Genomic DNA, 21,009 nt, shown 5'->3' with positions numbered 1-21,009 from the left:
ATGGGGTTGCGTTCTTAGGATCGTAACCCCATTTTTGTTGGGTCGAAAATGTCCATCAACAAAGGTCAGTAATAGAGCTGCCTGCCCAACAGACGATATATTAAACAATGGCTAAAATTTTGTAAATTGAGCGCCAATAGGCAAAACCGAAATTTAAATAAACCCATTACTATGAAAAATATCTATGTCCTGTTTGGCATGTTCTTGCTGGCAACGGCGTGTTCTCCGAAAGTAGCGAAGACCACCACCACCAATTATCAAGAAGATATTTCGACGAACCGAGAAGATTTTGTTCAGCTTAAAGCGCAGCAAGAAGCGAAACAGGCCGAACAGCAAAAAGAAAATCAGTTAACAAAAGAACAGGATTTTTCTGAGTCATCAGCAATCACTACAGGAGTAGATGAGCAATTGCAGGATTTTGCAGCCGCAAATGCAGGCAGTTATGCCACCAAATACACCATTCAGGTATATTCAGGAACAAGCCGCGACCGTGCCAACGAAATTAAATCGGAGGTTTATGAACTGCTCCCTGAAGCCAAGCCAAAGGTAACTTATGTACAGCCGACCTATCGGGTGCGTATTGGGGAGTATTACAGCCGTGTCGATGCTTACGGACTTTACAAAAAAGCCAAGAGTAATTTCGGACGTGCGATCATTATTCCTTTCAAAGTGAAACTGGGAGATCAATCCCCAGCAGAGACGACACAGGATTAGCCATAATTTATCAGTCATGAAATCAACCATTCAGCAATTAGCCAAAGAAATAAAGCAGCAGGTGATCGATTACCGACAATACCTGCATCAGCACCCAGAATTATCTTTTCAGGAACACCATACCGTAAAGTATGTTGCTGATCAGCTCACCGCCATGGGAATCACGCGGCAGGAAACCAAGGCCGAAACAGGATTGGTGGCACTGATTGAAGGCAAGAATCCCACGAAAAAAGTTATCGCTTTACGTGCTGATCTTGATGCCCTGCCAATTGTTGAAGAGAATGATCAACCGTACAAATCACAAAATGATGGGGTGATGCACGCCTGTGGGCACGATGCACACACGGCCTCTTTGTTGGGGGCGGCCTATATACTGAACCAGGTTAAAGATCAGTTCGAAGGGACTGTCAAGCTGGTATTTCAGCCTGGTGAAGAGCAGCTTCCTGGTGGTGCTTCGTTGATGATCAAAGATGGCGCACTGGAAAATCCCAAGCCTGAAGCCATCATCGGGCAGCACGTGATGCCTTTTATTCCTGTCGGGAAAGTAGGTTTCCGCCCAGGGATGTACATGGCTTCATGTGATGAAATTTATATCACCGTTCGTGGAAAAGGCGGACATGCGGCCTTGCCTGAAAACAATATTGACCCTATTGTGATTGCGGCCAACATGATCGTCTCCTTGCAGCAAATTGTCAGTCGTTTTGCGCCACCAAAAATCCCCTGTGTACTTTCCTTCGGGGATATTCGTGCTTTTGGCGCAACCAATATTATTCCTGATGAAGTCAAGATCAAAGGAACCTTCAGAACCATGAATGAGCCATGGCGCGCCGAGGCACATGAGCGAATCGTGAAAATGGCCAAAGGGATTGTAGAAGGCATGGGCGGAACGGTAGATTTCGATATTCGCAAAGGCTACCCTTATCTGGAAAATGATGAAGCCCTGACCTTGCGCAACCGTGCCGTGGCAGAGGAATATTTAGGTGAAGAGAATGTCGTTGATTTGGATATTTGGTTGGGTGCCGAAGATTTTTCTTATTACACCCAAGAAATGAAAGCCTGTTTTTATCGATTAGGAACAAGGAATGAAGCCAAGGGAATCACTTCGGCCGTTCATACGCCTACTTTCGATATTGATCATGATGCTTTGGAAATCGGATCGGGACTGATGGCGTTTATGGCATTTAAAGAATTACAAGGTTGATTTTGGGAGGTGTTATAGACCATGATTACCATGATTTATTTTAACTGATATTTGACAAAATTTAATCGCTGTAGGGGCTGATCCAATGTCATTAAGATGCTGTAGAGACGTTATTTTTAACGTCTAACACAATGCTGATCCTAATAATGACCCTTATATTCAAATTGTTACGTGAGACATAATGAATTATGCCTTTACAGGAAAATCAAAATCACGGAAATCCTGTAAATCAAGGTAATCACGGCCAAAAAAATAAAGACCAATCGAACAACACATAAGCTGCCTTCTGAAATCATTCGGAAGGCATTTTTGTTTTCTGTTCAACCCTTTGTTATTTGCAGAAAAAAAGAAATACCATGCCGAAAATAGATCCTCCAAAAGATACCAAAAGAGCGGAGAAATTAGCCGCTTTTGATCGCCTGCTGACCATCATGGACGAGTTGCGATTGAACTGCCCGTGGGACAAGAAACAAACTACGGAGTCTTTGCGTCATTTGACGATCGAAGAAGTGTATGAACTTTCAGACGCCATAATGGAGGGTGCTGCTGAAGAGGTACGCAAGGAGTTGGGTGACCTGATGTTGCATTTGGTGTTTTATGCCAAAATTGGGGAAGAAAATGCGCAATTCGATATTACCGACGTGCTCAATGGTATTTGTGATAAATTGATCCACCGCCATCCGCATATTTACAGCGATACAGTGGCGGATGATGAAGAAGCCGTCAAGCAGAATTGGGAAAAGATCAAGCTGAAAGAGAAAGGCAATGTTTCTGTTCTGGGAGGCGTTCCGAAAACCCTGCCCGCTTTGGTCAAGGCCATGCGCATTCAGGAAAAAGCCCGTGGTGTAGGTTTCGACTGGGACGATAAAACACAGGTTTGGGAGAAAGTCGAAGAGGAATTGGGTGAGTTTAAAGCCGAATTCAACATCGCCGATGGTAGCGAAATCGATCATGAAAAAGCACAGGACGAATTCGGAGATGTGTTATTTTCCCTGATCAACTATTCCCGCTTCCTGGACATCAATGCCGAAGAAGCATTGGAGCGCACCAACCGAAAATTTATCTACCGTTTTCAGTACTTGGAGCAAGCCGCCGCTGCTGACGGAAAAACCCTATCTGAGATGACCCTCGAAGAAATGGATTACTACTGGAACGAAGCGAAGAAGGGAAAGTAGTTTAAAGCATACGCTATTGCGATCTTCCTCCTCGTTGATTGTCAATGATTGATCATCACGAGAGGGATGCTCGCGATAGTTTGACGCCGTAATTTTACGCCCAAAAGGAATGCTGATATTTTAGTTCAAACGTCCTGCGAATACCAACTATTGTTTTTAACCATGATTACCATGATTTTAAAATAATCTGTGGGCAAAATAAAACATAAAAAATCCCGACCAGTCATCTGATCGGGATTTGTATTTTCAAGCCTCAGGCTTTCTTATTTTTTGAATTTCTTTTGCTCAGGGTTTGTATATACGTGATCGTAATACTCCTGTGCCATACGGTCAGCATCGAAATAAGGCGTAACGTCTTTCATCGATGTTTTCACAATCTCAGTCCACTTCTTAGGCTCATCATAATAAGTCGGCAAGATTTCGTTCTCCAGGATGTAGAACATCGCTTCCATATCTTCATGATCCTGCATATGATGCGGCTTGCGGTGATCCGTAGCAGGAATGATAAACCCATTTTCGCCATGGCGGGTGAATTCACAAATCCATCCATCGTAAGTCGAGAAGTTTACCCCAGCGTTCATGGCTGCCGTCATGCCTGAAGTACCAGAAGCCTCACGGGTAACACGTGGGTTGTTCAACCATACATCAGAACCATATTTTAGCATGCGCGAAAGTTGTAGCTCGTAACCTACCAGTACCGCAGCATTTTTGTTATGCTTCGTCATGTGTACCAAAGAGTTGAAAGTACCCACTGCACCGTAATCCATTGGATAAGGCTTTCCTGCCCAGATAATCTGTACTGGGTACTTGCTGTTGCTCAATAATTTTTGGAAACGTTCCATATCGCGTGTGATCAAATCTGCACGTTTGTATCCAGCGTAACGGCGCGCCCATACGATCGTGAAAACGTTCGGGTCAAACCACTTTCCTGTTTGGTCGGCAACAATCTGGAAAAGGTTTTTCTTCAGCTTTTTCTTACGGTCGGTCAGTTGCGCATCATCTCCTTTTACCAAAGCAGCTTTCAGCTCAGGATCTTGCCAGTAGCGGGCATTTTGTGCGTTGGTAACGTGCGTGATTGGGCAAATACCCGTTTGGTTTTTCCACATCTCGCGAGATACTTCCCCATGTAGTTTCGATACCCCATTGGCAAAATGCGCAAAGCGTAAAGCAACCAGCGAGTGGTTGAAAGTATCATCATGAATGCCTGTAAGTTCACGAACTTGATCCAAAGGAACACCATTGAAAAAGCCGAGTTTATCCAACAAGTGGATGTTATGCTTTTCATTTCCAGCTTCTTCAGGAGTGTGCGTAGTGAAAACCATACGCTTTTTCACCTCCTCGATAGAGCCGTGTTTTTTATACAAGTGGAAAGCCGAAGAAAGGGCGTGTGCCTCATTCAAGTGATAAATATCTGGCTCCCAGTTTAATTCATCTAAAAGTTTAGCACCTCCCAGGCCTAAAAGGATAGACTGAGCGACTTTCCCTTCTGTATTGGATTCGTACAGGCGGTGAGTAATTGTTTGTGCTAAATAATCATTCTCTGGTAAATCAGTAGAAAGGAAGAACATCGGTACAGTACCGAATTGCTCTGGATCAAGATAGAAAGCCTTTACCCAAACATCATGATTGTTCACTCGAATCGAGAACTTGATGCCTGTGTCCTGAAGGAAAGAATAGGTTTTCTCCTGAAAAAGAACATCCATTGACTGATCTTTCGCACGGATTTGGTCATAATATCCGTACTTCCATAGTAGTCCAATACCGACCATATTTTGCTTTAGGTCGTAGGCACTGCGCATATGTGAACCCGCAAGGAACCCTAATCCACCTGAGTAGATTTTGAAGGATTGATCGATCGCAAACTCCATACAGAAGTAAGCGGTTTTCTTGCTGTATTTAGGATCAAATTTATAAGGATGCTGAAATTTCGTTGGTAAACTCATTGTCTGAAAAATTAGGTTTGAACAATTAAGATGGTATTAATAATAAAAGGTGTATTAAAACCCAAAATGGGAATTTAACGGGTTTTATCAAATAAAATGTAATGGATTAGCAAGATTATGGCGTTTGAATTGCACAAACGATTCCAGTGATTATTATGGATGGAGGTTCATCGAAAGAGGGAACAGCTAACGGTTTTGTATTAGTCAATCTTTGTTTTTTTAAATATAATACAATCTGAATAAATGACTATTTAAAAATTTATCTGATTTGTAAGAATATTCAAATAATAGCCTGTTTAGGATAAATTGAATTAATCCTGGCATTTATCACATCCGCCACCGGAACATTTTTTTTCGGCTGTTTGCAGTAATTTTTTTATAAAAATGCCAGCACAACCAACCCACAGCAGCAGCTACCATGAGCGTTACGATCACGCCTTGTACGGTTAAGTTAACCATGTCTTTTCGTTATTCTTTAAACAAATGGGGTCTTTGATGATTCTAAAATAATTATTTCAGCGGAGAAATAGACCGCTTTAACCGAAAATATTCGTACAACAGATTAAGCCTGAAAAGGCTCAAATTGAAAAGGAGTACCTTTTTTCGCCACTTTAAGGAGTACGCATATAAAACCAACTATGAATTCAGCATTAAGCCCTTCGAACATCCCTCCGTCCTTTTTGGATCAGCTCCCCATTCCTGTATTGGTACAAGAGAAAGGAGGCGCATTGATTTACTGTAATCAGGAGATGAAAGAGCAGTTTGATGATTTTCCTGAGGCCAAGGAGGCGCAGCAGGATTTATTCAAGTCGGTCAGTATTTGGGAGCAGGGCGCGCAATGCACTTTGAGCACTTCGAAGACTCCTCTGAAAGAATGGGAATTAAGCAAGCTCAGTGAGGATGACCAGCAAACCGTCTGGTGCCTGAAAAAATCCCGCCCCTCCCCTTTCGAAGACCCCACCTTTTTATCCGTTGTGGCGCATGAGCTAAGGACGCCCCTGAATGCGGTTTTGGGCTTGGCACAACTGCTTGAGATGGAAAATGAACAGGAAAATTTGCATAACTCCTTCAAAACCATGCAATACTCCGCAGAGCACCTGTTAGGGTTAATCAACGATGTGCTTGATTTCAGCAAAATTCTTGGCGGTAAACTGGAACTCGACCAAACGAGGTTTTCTCCAAAACAACTGGCCACCGATATTAAAGCGATGCTGCAACAGCGTGCCGATGCCCGATCCATCAGCCTTAAAGTTTTGGTAGGAGATGAGATCCCCGAACAGTTGCTTGGCGATGCCCACCGCCTGAAACAAGTATTGATCAACCTGATTACCAATGCCATTAAGTTCACTGAAAAAGGAGCCGTAACCATCCGCCTGGAGCGATTGCCCAAAGCGACCAACAGGGCTTGGCTGCGCTTTGTGATTGAAGATACGGGAATCGGAATTCCTGAAGACCGCCTCGAACGGATCTTTGAGCCATTTACGCAGGCCGAAAAATCGACCACCCGCAAGTTTGGAGGTACAGGACTTGGCCTGAGTATCAGTAAACTGTTGGTGGAAAGTATGGGAGGCAATATTCGCGTGGAAAGCAAAGAAGGCAAAGGCACGCGGTTTTTGATCTCCATGCCTTTCGATCGCAATGAGCAACTCACTTCCAAATTTGTGCAGCGCACACGTAAGGATTTCAGTGCAAGTAAAGTTTTGCTGGTAGAAGATGATGTGGTAAATCAGGTGATTACGAAAAAGTACCTGAAGAAATTTGGGATCAATCCAGAGATTGCCGCAACGGGAAAAGCCACCCTTGAGTGGGTAAAGCAAGAACAGTTTGATTTGATATTGATGGACTTGCACCTTCCTGATGCTCATGGGGAAGACCTTACGCAAACGATCCGGCATCAGGACAAGCATTATTATGAGATCCCCATTATCGCACTGAGCGCAACACGATTTGACCGATGGGAAGAAAATGCCAAGCTCGCACAGATGAACGGCTACCTGACCAAACCACTGAATCCGATAGTGATGCAGCGGACATTAGAGGAATTTTTTAAGTTTTAGATGTTTTTTTTCCTTGCTTTCTTTTGACTTTTACCTTCATAACTATCGAAAAAGGCTTAGTTTTGTATGTCAATAACTTTAAGATAGGCTAACAGCAAAACAACATGGCATTTTCATTATTTCAAGGCGTTAAATTGGGCATTCTTGGCGGTGGACAGTTGGGACGGATGTTGATTCAATCATCCTTAGATTTTAATTTGGATATCGCCATTTTGGATCCAGACCCACAGGCTCCCTGTGCCCGTATCAGCAGTAATTTCACCAATGGTTCACTGAAAGATTATACGGATGTATATGAATTCGGGAAGCAGTGTGATGTGATTACCGTTGAGATTGAGAACGTTAATACCGAAGCTTTGCGTCAGTTAGAGCTTGAAGGGAAAAAAGTTTTCCCTCAGCCACGGGTCATTGAACTGATTCAGGACAAGCGGGTTCAGAAACAATTCTATCAGGATAATAACATTCCAACCTCGCCATTTATTCTTACCCAAGACCGTAACGAAGTGATGCGTCATGCTGACTTCCTGCCTGCGGTTCATAAACTGGGAAAAGAAGGCTATGATGGCCGTGGGGTACAGATGTTACGCCAGGTGGAGGATCTCTCCAAAGCTTTTGACAAGCCAGGTGTTTTGGAAAAACTGATTGATTTTGAAACCGAAATCTCGGTGATTGTCGCTCGAAATGAGGACGGACAGGTAAGAACATTCCCTGCAGTGGAGCTGATCTATCATCCTGAAGCCAATTTGGTAGAATACCTTTTTGCGCCAGCAAATATTTCTGAGGCCGTAGCTAAAAAAGCGGATGATATTGCCCGGGACGTGATCACTAAACTGGACATGGTCGGTCTGTTGGCTGTTGAGATGTTTGCAACCAAATCGGGCGATGTGCTGGTTAATGAGGTAGCGCCACGTCCGCACAACAGTGGCCACCAAACCATTGAGGCCAATCAGACTTCACAGTACGAACAACATCTCCGCGCTATTCTGAACACTCCCTTGGGGTCTACCGAGGCGCTTCAGCCTTCCGCAATGGTGAACCTCTTAGGGGAAGAAGGCTTCGAAGGAATGGCCAAGTATGAAGGTACCGACGAGGTTATGGCCGTTGATGGTGCACATGTTCACCTTTATGGCAAAAGCTACACCAAGCCTTTTCGTAAAATGGGGCACGTTACGATCGTCGATGCCGACCTGGAAAGACTGAAAGAGAAAGCAACATACATCAAAAATACTTTAAAAATAAAAGCATGAGTAAGGTGCAAGTAGGTATTATCATGGGCAGTAATTCTGACCTGCCCGTGATGAAACAAGCCGCAGAGGTTTTAGAAGAGTTAGGGGTTACTTTTGAGGTAACGATTGTTTCCGCACACCGCACACCTGAACGCATGGTGACTTACGCTCAGGAGGCACGTGCACGGGGTATTAAAGCGATTATTGCTGGTGCTGGTGGTGCCGCTCACCTGCCAGGGATGGTGGCTTCGATGACGAGCCTTCCAGTGATTGGAGTGCCTGTAAAATCATCGAATTCCATTGATGGCTGGGATTCTGTATTGTCGATTCTGCAAATGCCTGGAGGCGTGCCAGTAGCGACAGTGGCACTGAATGGCGCAAAAAATGCAGGAATTCTTGCTGCGCAGATCGTTGGGGCTTATGAGGAGCAAATCGCTCAAAACCTTGACACCTTCAAGCAAGAAATGAAAGACAAAGTATTGTCGGCCGCTGCTGATCTGGAAGAAAAGGGCTATCAGGCTTTTTAACTTCCCACATTATTTTCAATAGGGAGACGGCTGTTTCCCGTACAAATATTTAAGCCATTCAGCTTACTGGATGGCTTATCACGATTTTTTTTCTTAGATGTATGGTCAAAAAGTGGATTTATAAATCGGCAGCTCCGCAGGAGGATGTAGATCGATTGATGGCGGAAGTGGGGGTTTCTGAAACCGTAGCCTCTTTGCTTGCCCAGCGCTCGATTCGTAATTACGAAGAAGCCAAAGCGTTTTTTCGTCCTTCCTTAGCGCATTTGCACGATCCCTTCCTGATGAAAGGGATGGATATTGCCGTAAATAGATTGCAGGAGGCTTTTCAGCAAAGAGAAAAAATCATGATCTATGGTGATTATGATGTCGATGGAACCACCTCCGTGGCCTTGGTTTATGGATTTATCAAAACCCTTTACCCGAATGTGGCCTTTTATGTGCCAGACCGCTACAAGGAAGGTTATGGCGTATCGACCAAAGGGATGGAATACGCCCGCGATAATAATTTCAAGCTGATTATCTCCCTTGACTGTGGGATAAAAGCAGTAGACCGTATTCAGCAGGCCAAAGATTACGGCATCGATTTTATTATCTGTGATCATCACCGCCCAGGGGAAATCCTCCCTCCTGCCATTGCTATTCTTGACCCCAAACAACAGGATTGCCCTTACCCATTCACTGAACTTTCAGGCTGTGGGGTTGGCTTCAAGTTTATGCAAGGGTATTGTCAGCGATTCGATATTCCTGAGCGCAAATTATTTGCCTTCCTGGATCTTGTTGCGGTGAGTATTGCCGCAGATATTGTCCCAGTATCTGATGAAAATCGTGTGCTGGCGCATTTTGGACTGAAACTCCTGAACAAGAAACCCTCACATGGACTTAAAGCCTTGATGAACTTGGGGGGAGGCATGAATAAAATGTCGATCTCTGCGATCGTGTTTGGTATTGGTCCGCGAATTAATGCTGCTGGAAGGATGGCACATGCCTCGGGAGCCGTGGATTTGCTATTGGCTAAAGATGAGGTGGAGGCCGAGCAACTTGCAAAACAGATTGAATCCAAGAATGAAATCCGACGGAATTTCGACAGTAATATTACTGCGGAAGCCATCGAAATGATAGAATCGCAGGGGGATGACAATGCGAAATCGACCGTGCTCTTTAAAAGTGACTGGCACAAAGGCGTGATTGGCATTGTTGCCTCACGTTGTATTGATAAATTTTACCGCCCGACCATCATCATGACCGAATCCAACCGCAAAGCCACAGGCTCTGCCAGGTCCGTGAATGGTTTTGATGTTTACGAGGCGATCAGTGAGTGTGCAGAATTGCTCGACCAATTTGGTGGGCACAGATATGCCGCCGGCCTGACGATGGACATTGATAAAGTGGACGCTTTCCGGGAGAAGTTCAACAGAATTGTCGCTGAGCGAATTACAGAGGATCAGCTGACCCCACAACTGAATGTCGACAGAAGAATTGCGCTGAATGAGGTCAATTATAAATTGTACAATATTTTAAAGCAAATGGCGCCTTTTGGCCCGGAAAACATGACGCCCATCTTTGTGAGTGAAAACCTCAAGGTGGTCGATCGCCCTCGCCTGCTGAAAGGGGAGCATTTAAAGTTTAAAGTAACACAGGATGGTAATGAAGAGCCCATCGAAGCCATTGGCTTTGGTTTTGGGCAGTATTATGACCTTGTGAGCAGTGGCATGCGCTTCCGTATGGCTTATTCCGTAGAGGAAAATACTTATATGGGAAGAAAAAATCTTCAGCTTTATGTGAAAGATATCAAATTTGAAGAATAATCTCTTTTAATTTGTTTAATTATGAGTTGGTCGATGACCGAGTACTGTTTGAATCGTAGAAAGATTAGTATATGAAATTGCGTTCTGAAAAGCTGGTAAAGAAATATAAAAAGCGTACGGTAGTGAATCAGGTTTCCGTAGAGGTAAACCAGGGAGAGATTGTGGGACTTTTGGGCCCAAACGGAGCAGGGAAAACCACTTCTTTTTATATGACCGTTGGCTTGATTAAGCCTAACGCCGGCCGAATCTTTTTGGATGATGAGGACATTACTGCCTTGCCCATGTATCGTAGGGCTCAAAAAGGAATTGGCTACCTTGCGCAGGAGGCTTCCGTATTCCGGTCCCTGACGGTGGAGGAAAACCTGCTCGCGGTGCTGGAAATGACCAAGCTGTCTAAACCAGAACAAAAAGCCAAAATGGAAGAACTCCTTGAAGAGTTCAGCCTTACCCACGTTCGGAAGAACCTCGGGATGGTGCTTTCAGGAGGAGAACGACGCAGAACAGAGATTGCCCGTGCTTTGGCTGTTGATCCCAACTTTGTGTTGCTGGATGAGCCTTTTGCTGGGGTAGACCCCATTGCCGTGGAAGAAATTCAGGGCATTGTGGCGAAGCTAAAAAACAAGAATATCGGTATATTGATTTCCGACCACAACGTAAACGAGACCCTGGCCATTACCGACCGGGCTTACCTGATGGTGGAAGGAAAGCTCTTTAGAGCAGGTACAGCAGAAGATTTGGCAAATGATCCAGAGGTGCGCAGGGTTTATTTAGGGGAGTATTTTGAGCTGAAAAGAAAGATATAAGCTGTAGCTGTTTGTTTATCAAAACTGCTATATGACATTCATCAACACCATAATTACCTGGGTAATGCAACAGCGCATTCACCAGATCGAACTTTTTATGAAGCACCCTCATGAGGTGCAACATGACATTTTTCAGCGTTTGATTGAAATGGGGGCCGAGGCCGAATTTGGCCGCAAATACCATTTCAAAGATCTTACCACTCAAAAAGCCTTCAGGGAACGGGTACCTATTGCCCGTTATGAAGACCTGTACCCTTATATCCAGCGAATGATGAAAGGGGAACAAGGCGTGCTGTGGCCTACCGAAATCAAGTGGTTTTCCAAGTCTTCGGGAACCACCAATGCCCGCAGTAAGTTCATTCCTGTTTCCAAAGAGGCTGTTGACGACTGCCACATGAAAGGAGGAAAAGACCTTTACTCTTTTTACACCAATAACTACCCCGACACCAAGATATTTTCTGGAAAAGGACTGGGGATAGGCGGTAGTCTGCAGGTGAATGAATTCGATATCAATGAAAACTCCCACTACGGTGATGTGTCGGCTGTGATTATGGCCAACCTGCCATTCTATGCGCAGATGTATCGCACCCCAAGCCTGGATATCGCCCTGATGGACGAATGGGAAGCCAAAATCGAACAAATGGCACAAACGACGATCCATGAGAATGTTACCCACTTTTTAGGGGTGCCCACCTGGACCCTCGTCCTTTTGCAACGCATTCTTGAAATTACGGGCAAATCACACATCAAAGAAGTGTGGCCCAATTTGGAGGCTTTCGTACATGGTGCTGTCGCCTTTGAGCCCTACCAAAGCTCTTTCGATGCACTGATCCCCCGGGAGAATATGCGCTACATGGAAACTTACAACGCGTCCGAGGGTTTTTTCGGAATTCAGGATCAGAAAGACAGTAAGGACATGTTGCTGATGCTCGATTATGGCGTGTTCTATGAGTTTATCCCGATGGATGAATGGGATAAAGAACACCCGACCACGCTCGGACTTGAAGAGGTGGAAATAGGAAAAAATTATGCGATTGTCATTACCACCAACGCCGGGCTGTGGCGCTACCTGATCGGGGATACCGTCCGTTTTACTTCACTGATCCCCTACCGCATCCGAATCTCCGGAAGAACCAAGCATTTTATTAATGCTTTTGGGGAAGAAGTGATTGTCGAAAATGCAGATCAGGCCATGACAGAAGCCTGTCAGGCGACAGGTGCAATCATGAGTAATTATACGGCCGCCCCACGATTTCTTGAGGTGGGTGTGAAAGGTGGGCACGAATGGATTGTCGAGTTCGATAAAGCGCCTGCGGATCATGCCAAGTTTGTAGAAACACTTGATGCCTCCCTCCGGAAAATCAATTCGGACTATGACGCCAAACGGTATAAGGACATCGCCCTTGAAATGCCTAAAGTACATTTTGCGCCAAAGCACACTTTTTATGAGTGGATGCGCCAAAGAGGAAAACTCGGAGGCCAACATAAGGTACCGAGATTGTCCAACGACCGATCGTATATTGAAGGAATATTGCCCCTTTTATAGCTTTTTAATTCCATTGAGAACCCTGCATGAATTAACTGTAATGGATATGTTAATCGCGCAGGGTTTTTGCTGATTTGGCCCCAGGGCGAGATATTCAGGTAATCTGATTATCAAAATAAACTAAGCTTCTTTTAGAATCACTCTAATTAATTGATCGACAAAATGCGTAATTCATTCAATTTTAGCGTTTTTTATTCTGAATGGAGTGATTTTAGCTTTTGGTAACAAATAATTAACATGAAAATTAACTGCGAACCCGTTTTAATGTATCATTTTTGAACTCGAAAAATAGTTGGCACGAATGCCTAATTCTCTATAGAAATGGAATACGGAATAATTGATTTTCTGGAGCTGATTGGAGCTCTTGGTTTCTTCATCTACGGGATGAAAGTAATGTCTGAAGGAATTCAGAAAGTTGCAGGAAACAAGATGAGAGAGGTTTTGGGTAAAATGACCCAAAATAGATTCATGGGAATGATGACAGGTTTTGTTACCACCAGTTTGGTACAGTCATCCTCCGCAACCACTGTGATGGTAGTGAGTTTTGTAAATGCAGGACTATTATCCCTGGTACAGGCAGTAAGTGTGATTATGGGGGCCAATATTGGTACAACCATGACCGGCGTTCTACTGACCGTCTTTGGGTTCTCAAAAGTAAGTATCTCCGCCTATGCGTTGGTCATTATTGCTTTAGGATTCCCAATGTTGTTTATGAGTAACAATAAAGCCAAGAGCCTGGGAGAATTCCTGATCGGTTTTGCCTTATTGTTCATGGGATTGGATGCGCTGAAAGGTGCCGTTCCTGACCTAAAAGCAAACCCAGAGATTTTATCCTTTGTAAAAGGATTGACAGGAATAGGGCCCGGAGGCATTATTTCGACCATCATTTTCATTGGTTTAGGTACCCTGCTGACCATCATTGTGCAATCCTCCAGTGCGGCCATGGCCATTACATTGGTGCTCTGTAACAAAGGCCTGATCCCTTTTGAAGCCGCTGCGGCGATCATCCTTGGGGAGAACATCGGGACAACGGTAACAGCAAACTTGGCGGCTATGATTGCGAACGTACATGCCAAACGCGCCGCTTTTGCACACTTTATCTTCAACATTTTTGGGGTGGTATGGATGCTGATCGTATTTCATTACTTCACCATGGGTATTGGTTACACGATGGATCATTTCCTCGGATTGGGCGACCCATTCACTGAAGTTGAGTCGATTAAGTGGGGACTGACATTGTTCCACATCACATTTAACCTGATCAATACCTTTGTGATGATCTGGTTTGTGAATTTCATTGCAGATACCGTAACCCGTTTGTTACCTGCAAAAGAAGAGGACAATGATGATTTCCGCCTAGAGTACATCACAACAGGTTTGATGAGCACACCGGAGTCAAGCATTCTTTCAGCACAGCAAGAAGCGGTGCGTTTTGCAGAATACACCGAGAAAATGCTGAACAATCTGCGTAAGCTGATTGAGGAAGAGAAGCCAAAGAAACAAAAGAAATTCATCGATAAAATTCGTAAATACGAATCCACTACGGATGAAATTCATGAGGAAATTGCGAAGTACTTGTTGAAAATCTCTGCCAATGATCTGAGTAAAAACTCTATCGAGGTGATCTCTGATTTGCACTACGTGATCAATGATTTGGAACGTATCGGTGATGTTTTCAGTCACGCAGCAAAGGTATTCACCAAAAAGAATGAGCAAGAGCTTTTATTCACCTCTAAGCAAAAGCAGTCTTTGATCGACCTTTCAGATAAGCTGAAAGAAGGGTTTAAGATTATGAAAGAGAACTTGCAGGTGGCGAACAACCCAACAAGAGTTGATTTCGAGAAAGCAAGCAACGCACAGCGTTCTGTTTATTTGGGGGTGAAGCAATTGAATAAAAAATTATTGACGGCCTCTGAGGCGGAGAACTACGACATTAAATCGGGTATTCTTTATTCTGATTTGGTGATGGTTTATTCACGTGTGAATGACCACGTATTTAATATCTCCCGTGACGTGATCGGTCATAACAGATAAGGTTCTTTTAAATTTCAAAAGAACGAAAAGAGGTAAGCCAGTATTGGTTTACCTCTTTTTTTTAAAGCGTAGCTGATAGGCCACCGACCATTCCACAAATTCGGCTACAGAAGCATGAGCCTTCAAGGCCACCTGAACCCACAGCGGATCAATAATCCGGTATCTGGCACCCAGCCTCCAGTATATGGATTCTTCCTGAGCACTGTTTCCGTGATATGCATAAGCGCCAATGCCCAATACAAAACTCACCTGATTAAGGATCAATTCATTTTCTGCATAAAGCCCTACGCTCAGCAATTGCTCAAACTGCGTCTGTGACTGCTGAAAAGGATGAAGCAAAAGTCGGTAAGCCTCATTGTAGAAAACATCACTACCGATGGTTACGGCATACACCGGGCTTAATTGGTAGCTGTAATACAGGCCAAGATCATGAACGTTATAAAAGCGGAAAGTTTCATCTGAAGAACGTACCCCGTAACCGTATCGCATCACAATGCTGTGGTTGGCCGTGAAAGGTTCGTAAGTCGTTTGGTAAGCATTATTTTTGGGGTCAAAATATTGTTTTCTATTGAAATAATAATTGAAGCCGATGCTGCCACCACGGGTATTGAGCCCCAGGTTGGGGGAACGGGTGTTTCCATTGGAGAAGTGGGTATAGTCCAGTGAAAGATCCAAATCCCATTGAGGTGCCAAATACAGCTGAGTGGCAATCCGAAGCCGCAGGTAAGCATTTTCAGCCGACCCAATAGCAATGTTTTCAGGATTAGTGACAGGATCATATGCCTTGAATGAGAAGGCAAAACCAATAGAGGGCTCCAGGGAAATACGCAGCTTTTGTCCCCTGAATACCGGAAAATCCACAAAGCCGTAAAGGGCATTGGGTAAACCGTAAATTTTATTGTAGCCGAGGCTGCCCTTGGAATAGCCCACCCCAAAGGCGGGATAGTTCAGCAAGGCATGGAACTGCTGCTGGCCAAGGGTTTGCAGCCCAACTTTAACATCCACAAAGTGGTAGGGTTGATTGGTGATGGCCTCCATGTTTTTTCTATGGGCAATCACATCACCATATCCATAGCGAAGGCTGAAAAACAACTGCTTTTCAGGCTTGGCTGTTGGCGGGAAATTTTGACCCAGAGCAAAAATGTACCCACTCAAGAACAATGATAAGAGCAAGAGCTTTTTCATAGTGCTTGGGGGTTTGAGTACTGATGGGGGGTGTTCTGGTAATGGTAATTTTAGGAAATAGGAACTCGGTTTAAAGTGAAAGGAATAAAGTAAAAGAGTATTGAGAAATTAAATTTTCAATTTTTTGCGCTTGGCAGGTACATTTTGTCTAATGTCTAAAAACATTACATAAGCGAAGAGTTCATTATTTCCGCAATTTTTTCATCAACAGCGGTTTCTCCTTTTAACCAATGGATATTAATGCCATGTTTTTCCATGCGTCGGAAGTAGGTCATTTGGCGTTTGGCATAAGCGTGAATTGCCGCATTGAGCTTTTGGAACAGATCGTTGCTGTTGAGCTCTCCCATAATATGCTGTGTAACAAACCGGTACTCTAAGCCATAAAATTTAAGTTGCTCCGCAGTAAATCCTGCATCCAAAAGGCCTTGCACCTCTTCAATCATCCCCTCTTTTAAGCGGGCTTTTAGTCGGCTTGTAATGCGCTCTTTAAGCACGCCCCGCTCCCACTGTATGCCAAATACATGGTGGTCCATTGCGGGCAGTGGTTGTTTATGATCTGGGTTTTGCTGCTCAAAAGTCTGAATTTCTATCGCCCTGACGAGTCGTTTTCTGTCGGTGATGTCGGTGGTATTGTGGAGTTTCTTCAAGCTTTTGAGGCGCTCAATAAGGTCGTTGGTTTCCATCATGGAAAGCTCTGCCCGCAATGGTAAATTTTCGGGCACCTGCACCAAATGGTAACCTTTGAGAATGGCATCGATATACATCCCCGTTCCGCCGCATAGCACAGGCTGCCGGTCCTTGGCCTGGATGTTTGCATAGGCTTGCAGGAAATCTCGCTGAAATTCAAAAACATTATATTCATATCCTGGAGGGTGAATATCGATGAGCTGATAGGGAATCTGCTGCCCATTTACGTTAAACTCCTCCAAATCCTTACCTGTGCCAATATCCATTCCCTGGTACACTTGTCGGGAGTCAGCACTGATGATTTCCCCCTTAATTAATGCCGCCAGATGCACGGCCAAATGTGTTTTTCCTGAAGCGGTAGGGCCAAGTATTGTAATTAATGATTGCTTTTTTGTCATTTCAATAGCGCTTACTTTATTATTGAAGTGTTTTTACGAGCGACAGTTTTTGGTCTTTTTAGATTTCCCTATATTTAAAACTGCATTTGTCGATAGAAAACATTTGCAATAGCAAAGGTATTAATTTTTTGAGGGCATGGCATCTATCACTTGGCTTTTGTCTTTCAGAAAGTAAAAAGAAGAAGTTACTGTTATGAATATTGAGTATGTAAAGTCAGTGATTAGGAATGTACCTGACTTCCCGAAGCCGGGCATTCAGTTTAAGGACATCACCACGGCGCTAAAGGATCCCAAGGCATTGTCTTTTATGATCGATCACCTTTATGAATATTATAAAGATAAAGGCATCACGAAGGTCGCAGGAATTGAGTCGAGGGGCTTTATTATTGGTCCCGCTTTGGCGGCTCGTCTGGGAGCGGGTTTCGTTATGATTCGCAAACCAGGAAAGTTACCTGCGGATACCATTCAGAAGTCTTATGCCCTTGAATATGGCGAAGACACGATCGAGATGCATAAAGATGCTATTGGGGAGAACGATGTGGTATTGGTGCACGACGATCTGTTGGCAACAGGAGGAACAGCTTTGGCTGCTTTGGAATTAGTGCAGGAGGTTGGTGCTAAAAGTGTGTTGGTCAATTTCCTGATAGAGCTTGCTTTCCTCGATGGTACAGCTCGTTTGTCATCTGCTGAAGATGTTTACGCGATGATCAAGTATTAATTTTTAATTCAAGTACAACCCATGAAAATTTTTCATAACCCACGATGCAGCAAGTCGCGCCAGACTTTGGCACTGATTGAGGAAAAAGAACAAGCGGTAGAAATCGTTGAATATTTAAAAACACCTCCTACCGCAGCGGAATTGAAGGAAATCTTGGCTTTGCTTCAAATACCGGCATCATCGCTGATCCGCAAAGGAGAGGCCATTTTTAAAGAAAAATTTAAAGGTAAAGAGTTGTCGGAAGAAGCCTGGATTGAAGCGATGGTAACCTACCCCAAGCTGATCGAAAGGCCGATAGTTATTACAGATAAAACCGCTGTAATCGGTCGTCCACCAGAAAAAGTACTCGAACTTTTGTAAGTCATAAACAGATTGAAAGCCTGCCCTTTTCGGCAGGCTTTTTTTATTAAAAGAGGGGGTTTTTCGTGATTCATAACTTTTGATTTATTGAGGAATGACAATTGTCATGAAGTAAAAATCTATTTTATTTGAAATCATAAATGGCAAGTATTCATTCTTTGATCCCAACAGAATTATAACTGCGATCTTCTACATTCGGCTGTATTTAATATTTTTTGATATGCTTGAGAAAAGAAGAATTTATTTGCCACCCTTGAGTTTGGTAGGCCCACATGTTACAGAAGATTTAGTGGAGGAAATCAAGGAAAGAGGGTTCAGAAAAGTCCTTGTTGTTACCGACAGGGTTTTGAATGAATTGGGTATGGTGGCTGCCGTAACGGATAAAATGACTGAAGGCCAGATTGATTTTACAATTTTTGATCAGGTGCAGCCTAATCCAACATGTAAAAATGTGGAGGATGGTTTAGCGGTTTTTACACAACAGCATTGTGACTTTATATTGACAATTGGCGGTGGCTCTCCACAGGATTGTGGTAAGGCGATTGGTATTCTGGCGACGAACGGTGGTGACATTCGGGATTACGAAGGCATTCACATGTCGAAACACCCTGCGGTGCCTACTGCGGCGATAAACACTACCGCTGGAACAGCCAGTGAGGTAACGATCAATTATGTGATTACCGATGAGAAGCGCAAGGTGAAAATGGTGATGGTCGATAAAAATTGCTTGGTGTCTATTGCCGTTAACGACCCAACGCTCATGATCAACAAGCCCGCGGCGCTTACCGCTGCTACGGGTATGGACGCCCTTACCCATGCCATTGAGGCTTATGTTACCAAAGGCGCTTTCCCGTGGTCGGATGAGCTGGCGCTGTATGCCATTCGTTTGATTAGTGAAAGTTTGGAAACGGCTGTGAAAGATGGTGCAAACCTTGAGGCGAGAAGTAAAATGGCCTGGGCGCAATTTATCGCTGGGCAGTCATTTTCTAACTGTGGTCTGGGATTTGTACATTCTGCGGCTCATCAGCTGGGAGGCGAATATGATTTACCACACGGGGTATGTAATGCGATTCTTCTGCCGCATGTGGAACGATTCAATATTAGTGCCTGTCCAGAGAAATTCGGTAAAATAGCCCAGGCAATGGGCGTTGATATTTCTGCAATGAGTACCGCCGAGGCGGCCGATGCCGCACTGGAAGCCATCGCAAAATTATCCACCGCAGTTGGGATTCCTTCAGGCCTTGAAGCATTGGGGGTAAAAAAGGATGACTTCGAAAAAATGGCCATCAACGCTTTGGCAGATGTCTGTACGGGCGGAAACCCCAAAGAAGTTGCCCTCGAAGATGCGATCGGTATATATGAAGCGGCTTATTGATTGGAGTGCATAACAGACTGAGGGTGAAAAGCGGTCTTGTGATCGTGAAAATCAGAGAACCTTTCAGTGCCGTCTGTAATTGATATCAGTACGTATTATACAGCAGCCCCCTATTTAATGAAAATAGGGGGCTTTCTGTGGGCATTAATTTTAGCCAATGTATTTATGGGTTGGCGGGAGCTTGTTTTTGCGCACGCCGCTTGGCCATTCGTGCCTTCTGGTCGGCCTTCCATCGCTCAAATTGTTCAGGTGTCAAGATTTCTTTCATCTGTTGGTGGTAAGCCTGACGGTATGCCCGTCCCGATTTTCTCCGACTTTCCTGGTCGTCGCCAGACGTCTCTTTCAGCCTTCGCATATTACCGACAAAGGCCTCATTGACTGGCAGTGCCTGCGCCGATTGCGCCTCGGATAAATCATATCTTTCAGTCATTTTATTTGTTAACTGTTGCGCCTGTTCCTGAGGAGTGCGCTGAGATTGTTGTTGTGCCGCAGCAGGCTGATAGCCCAGCAAAGCGATTGTCAGTCCAATGAATATGAGGTGTTTTTTCATCACGTTATTTTTATCAGTAGGATGAAAACTTCGGTGCAGGGTTTAATTCAGACCAAAAAAAACATCGCCCAAATTAATGAACGATGTCTTAAGATTTTTATTCAGCAGGTGTTGTAGTGGCGTCCTCTTGCTGGCTTGCCTCCTCCTTTTGCTGTTTATCGTGTTTTTTCTTTTTCTTCTTTTTGTGCTTCTTCTTTTTCTTGCCGCCATTTTTCCAGCGTTCAAGTTGCTTTTCATTAAGCAGGCCTTCTACTTTTGTTTTGTAGTTTTCCTGAAGTGCCTTGTATTCATCTTTTAAGTCCTGAGGGTCAGCCGTGCCCGCCATCGCTTCTGCACGCATCTTAAAAATTTTGTCGTAATGATCATGATTCAGAACGTTTATATTCAGCTCTTGATCCAGACTTAATTTCAGGTCCTTTTTCATTTGTGCCGTAGCCTTTTCAGCAAGCTCAGAAGCCGTTGGCTCTTTTGGCTTGGTGCCCTCTCCTGCTTGGGGTAAACGCTGGCGATTCATGCCACCACCGTAACCATAGCCACCATACCCTCCGTAGCCACCATAACCATACTGTGCAAAGCAGTCAGCCGTGCCCAGTCCGGCAGTCAGAATACCAATGAGTAATACAATGCGGTAAAAAAAATGCTTATCAATCATAATGTGTTAAATTCCTTTCAACAAGCAATAAAATCAAATCTGTTTGGATCTGA

Annotated in this window: 18 protein-coding genes; 13 read left to right on the top strand and 5 right to left on the bottom strand. The window is 44.2% G+C overall.

Annotation, left to right across the window (positions count from 1 at the left end; genetic code table 11):
* The first annotated feature begins 171 nt into the window (after nucleotides 1-171).
* From AABK40_RS13415 to mazG, 3 genes are all read left to right on the top strand, one after another.
* Complete coding sequence (locus tag AABK40_RS13415; RefSeq protein ID WP_338397277.1) at nucleotides 172-714, top strand: SPOR domain-containing protein; 543 nt, start codon at nucleotides 172-174, stop codon at nucleotides 712-714.
* Between the two features lie 16 nt (nucleotides 715-730).
* On the top strand, nucleotides 731-1,915 hold the full coding sequence (locus AABK40_RS13410) for a M20 metallopeptidase family protein (protein WP_338397276.1): 1,185 nt from the start codon (nucleotides 731-733) through the stop codon (nucleotides 1,913-1,915).
* Between the two features lie 356 nt (nucleotides 1,916-2,271).
* On the top strand, nucleotides 2,272-3,090 hold the full coding sequence (mazG, locus tag AABK40_RS13405; protein ID WP_338398067.1) for a nucleoside triphosphate pyrophosphohydrolase: 819 nt from the start codon (nucleotides 2,272-2,274) through the stop codon (nucleotides 3,088-3,090).
* A gap of 263 nt (nucleotides 3,091-3,353) precedes the next feature.
* On the opposite strand, the gene glgP is transcribed toward mazG, so the two are convergent.
* Nucleotides 3,354-5,033 (bottom strand): alpha-glucan family phosphorylase, encoded by a 1,680-nt coding sequence (gene glgP / locus AABK40_RS13400; RefSeq protein WP_332919493.1) that lies wholly within the window; start codon nucleotides 5,031-5,033, stop codon nucleotides 3,354-3,356.
* 638 nt (nucleotides 5,034-5,671) lie between these two features.
* Here glgP and AABK40_RS13395 point away from each other — a divergent pair.
* The 7 genes from AABK40_RS13395 (at nucleotide 5,672) to AABK40_RS13365 (ending at nucleotide 15,031) form a co-directional block, all read left to right on the top strand.
* Nucleotides 5,672-7,090, top strand: a complete 1,419-nt coding sequence (locus tag AABK40_RS13395) for an ATP-binding response regulator (protein ID WP_338397275.1) — start codon at nucleotides 5,672-5,674, stop codon at nucleotides 7,088-7,090.
* A 104-nt stretch (nucleotides 7,091-7,194) separates the two neighbouring features.
* Nucleotides 7,195-8,337, top strand: coding sequence for a 5-(carboxyamino)imidazole ribonucleotide synthase (locus tag AABK40_RS13390; protein ID WP_332919495.1), 1,143 nt, complete (start codon nucleotides 7,195-7,197; stop codon nucleotides 8,335-8,337).
* On the top strand, nucleotides 8,334-8,843 hold the full coding sequence (purE, locus tag AABK40_RS13385; RefSeq protein WP_332919496.1) for a 5-(carboxyamino)imidazole ribonucleotide mutase: 510 nt from the start codon (nucleotides 8,334-8,336) through the stop codon (nucleotides 8,841-8,843). Before AABK40_RS13390 ends, purE begins: the two co-directional genes overlap by 4 nt.
* 101 nt (nucleotides 8,844-8,944) lie before the next feature.
* Nucleotides 8,945-10,648 (top strand): single-stranded-DNA-specific exonuclease RecJ, encoded by a 1,704-nt coding sequence (gene recJ / locus AABK40_RS13380; RefSeq protein WP_332919497.1) that lies wholly within the window; start codon nucleotides 8,945-8,947, stop codon nucleotides 10,646-10,648.
* A 71-nt stretch (nucleotides 10,649-10,719) separates the two neighbouring features.
* Nucleotides 10,720-11,451, top strand: coding sequence for an LPS export ABC transporter ATP-binding protein (lptB, locus tag AABK40_RS13375; protein WP_332919498.1), 732 nt, complete (start codon nucleotides 10,720-10,722; stop codon nucleotides 11,449-11,451).
* A gap of 31 nt (nucleotides 11,452-11,482) precedes the next feature.
* On the top strand, nucleotides 11,483-12,997 hold the full coding sequence (locus AABK40_RS13370) for a GH3 auxin-responsive promoter family protein (protein ID WP_338397274.1): 1,515 nt from the start codon (nucleotides 11,483-11,485) through the stop codon (nucleotides 12,995-12,997).
* 321 nt (nucleotides 12,998-13,318) lie between these two features.
* Complete coding sequence (locus AABK40_RS13365) at nucleotides 13,319-15,031, top strand: Na/Pi cotransporter family protein (protein WP_332919500.1); 1,713 nt, start codon at nucleotides 13,319-13,321, stop codon at nucleotides 15,029-15,031.
* A 48-nt stretch (nucleotides 15,032-15,079) separates the two neighbouring features.
* Here AABK40_RS13365 and AABK40_RS13360 read toward each other — a convergent pair whose 3' ends face one another.
* Nucleotides 15,080-16,216, bottom strand: coding sequence for an acyloxyacyl hydrolase (locus tag AABK40_RS13360; RefSeq protein ID WP_338397273.1), 1,137 nt, complete (start codon nucleotides 16,214-16,216; stop codon nucleotides 15,080-15,082).
* 164 nt (nucleotides 16,217-16,380) lie between these two features.
* Entirely contained in the window at nucleotides 16,381-17,301 is a 921-nt protein-coding gene (gene miaA / locus AABK40_RS13355) for a tRNA (adenosine(37)-N6)-dimethylallyltransferase MiaA (protein ID WP_338397272.1), read from the bottom strand.
* 193 nt (nucleotides 17,302-17,494) lie between these two features.
* Between miaA and AABK40_RS13350 the strand changes: the two genes are divergently transcribed.
* The 3 genes from AABK40_RS13350 (at nucleotide 17,495) to AABK40_RS13340 (ending at nucleotide 19,754) form a co-directional block, all read left to right on the top strand.
* Nucleotides 17,495-18,019, top strand: a complete 525-nt coding sequence (locus AABK40_RS13350) for an adenine phosphoribosyltransferase (RefSeq protein ID WP_332919503.1) — start codon at nucleotides 17,495-17,497, stop codon at nucleotides 18,017-18,019.
* Between the two features lie 21 nt (nucleotides 18,020-18,040).
* A complete protein-coding gene (gene arsC / locus AABK40_RS13345; RefSeq protein ID WP_338397271.1) occupies nucleotides 18,041-18,379 on the top strand; it encodes an arsenate reductase (glutaredoxin) in 339 nt (112 codons plus the stop codon).
* A 220-nt stretch (nucleotides 18,380-18,599) separates the two neighbouring features.
* Nucleotides 18,600-19,754 carry an iron-containing alcohol dehydrogenase gene (locus AABK40_RS13340; RefSeq protein ID WP_332919505.1) on the top strand — a complete coding sequence of 385 codons (1,155 nt, stop codon included), beginning with the start codon at nucleotides 18,600-18,602 and terminating at the stop codon, nucleotides 19,752-19,754.
* Nucleotides 19,755-19,917: 163 nt separating this feature from the next.
* Here the strand turns inward: AABK40_RS13340 and AABK40_RS13335 are convergent, their stop codons facing one another.
* Both AABK40_RS13335 and AABK40_RS13330 read right to left on the bottom strand, forming a co-directional pair.
* Complete coding sequence (locus tag AABK40_RS13335) at nucleotides 19,918-20,304, bottom strand: hypothetical protein (RefSeq protein WP_338397270.1); 387 nt, start codon at nucleotides 20,302-20,304, stop codon at nucleotides 19,918-19,920.
* 97 nt (nucleotides 20,305-20,401) lie between these two features.
* Nucleotides 20,402-20,956 carry a hypothetical protein gene (locus tag AABK40_RS13330; RefSeq protein WP_332919507.1) on the bottom strand — a complete coding sequence of 185 codons (555 nt, stop codon included), beginning with the start codon at nucleotides 20,954-20,956 and terminating at the stop codon, nucleotides 20,402-20,404.
* Between the last annotated feature and the right edge of the window lie 53 nt (nucleotides 20,957-21,009).

It is taken from the genome of Persicobacter psychrovividus (assembly GCF_036492425.1).
GTDB lineage: Bacteria > Bacteroidota > Bacteroidia > Cytophagales > Cyclobacteriaceae > Persicobacter > Persicobacter psychrovividus.
The sequence above is the reverse complement of the archived record's forward strand: the minus strand, read 5'-3'. Positions and strand labels throughout refer to the sequence as shown.

Excerpts from the sequence above, each read along its gene's own strand:
- AABK40_RS13415 (WP_338397277.1), top strand. The coding sequence starts at position 172 with ATGAAAAATATCTATGTCCTGTTTGGCATGTTCTTGCTGGCAACGGCG.
- AABK40_RS13410 (WP_338397276.1), top strand. The coding sequence starts at position 731 with ATGAAATCAACCATTCAGCAATTAGCCAAAGAAATAAAGCAGCAGGTG.
- mazG (WP_338398067.1), top strand. The coding sequence starts at position 2,272 with ATGCCGAAAATAGATCCTCCAAAAGATACCAAAAGAGCGGAGAAATTA.
- glgP (WP_332919493.1), bottom strand. The coding sequence starts at position 5,033 with ATGAGTTTACCAACGAAATTTCAGCATCCTTATAAATTTGATCCTAAA.
- AABK40_RS13395 (WP_338397275.1), top strand. The coding sequence starts at position 5,672 with ATGAATTCAGCATTAAGCCCTTCGAACATCCCTCCGTCCTTTTTGGAT.
- AABK40_RS13390 (WP_332919495.1), top strand. The coding sequence starts at position 7,195 with ATGGCATTTTCATTATTTCAAGGCGTTAAATTGGGCATTCTTGGCGGT.
- purE (WP_332919496.1), top strand. The coding sequence starts at position 8,334 with ATGAGTAAGGTGCAAGTAGGTATTATCATGGGCAGTAATTCTGACCTG.
- recJ (WP_332919497.1), top strand. The coding sequence starts at position 8,945 with ATGGTCAAAAAGTGGATTTATAAATCGGCAGCTCCGCAGGAGGATGTA.
- lptB (WP_332919498.1), top strand. The coding sequence starts at position 10,720 with ATGAAATTGCGTTCTGAAAAGCTGGTAAAGAAATATAAAAAGCGTACG.
- AABK40_RS13370 (WP_338397274.1), top strand. The coding sequence starts at position 11,483 with ATGACATTCATCAACACCATAATTACCTGGGTAATGCAACAGCGCATT.
- AABK40_RS13365 (WP_332919500.1), top strand. The coding sequence starts at position 13,319 with ATGGAATACGGAATAATTGATTTTCTGGAGCTGATTGGAGCTCTTGGT.
- AABK40_RS13360 (WP_338397273.1), bottom strand. The coding sequence starts at position 16,216 with ATGAAAAAGCTCTTGCTCTTATCATTGTTCTTGAGTGGGTACATTTTT.
- miaA (WP_338397272.1), bottom strand. The coding sequence starts at position 17,301 with ATGACAAAAAAGCAATCATTAATTACAATACTTGGCCCTACCGCTTCA.
- AABK40_RS13350 (WP_332919503.1), top strand. The coding sequence starts at position 17,495 with ATGAATATTGAGTATGTAAAGTCAGTGATTAGGAATGTACCTGACTTC.
- arsC (WP_338397271.1), top strand. The coding sequence starts at position 18,041 with ATGAAAATTTTTCATAACCCACGATGCAGCAAGTCGCGCCAGACTTTG.
- AABK40_RS13340 (WP_332919505.1), top strand. The coding sequence starts at position 18,600 with ATGCTTGAGAAAAGAAGAATTTATTTGCCACCCTTGAGTTTGGTAGGC.
- AABK40_RS13335 (WP_338397270.1), bottom strand. The coding sequence starts at position 20,304 with ATGAAAAAACACCTCATATTCATTGGACTGACAATCGCTTTGCTGGGC.
- AABK40_RS13330 (WP_332919507.1), bottom strand. The coding sequence starts at position 20,956 with ATGATTGATAAGCATTTTTTTTACCGCATTGTATTACTCATTGGTATT.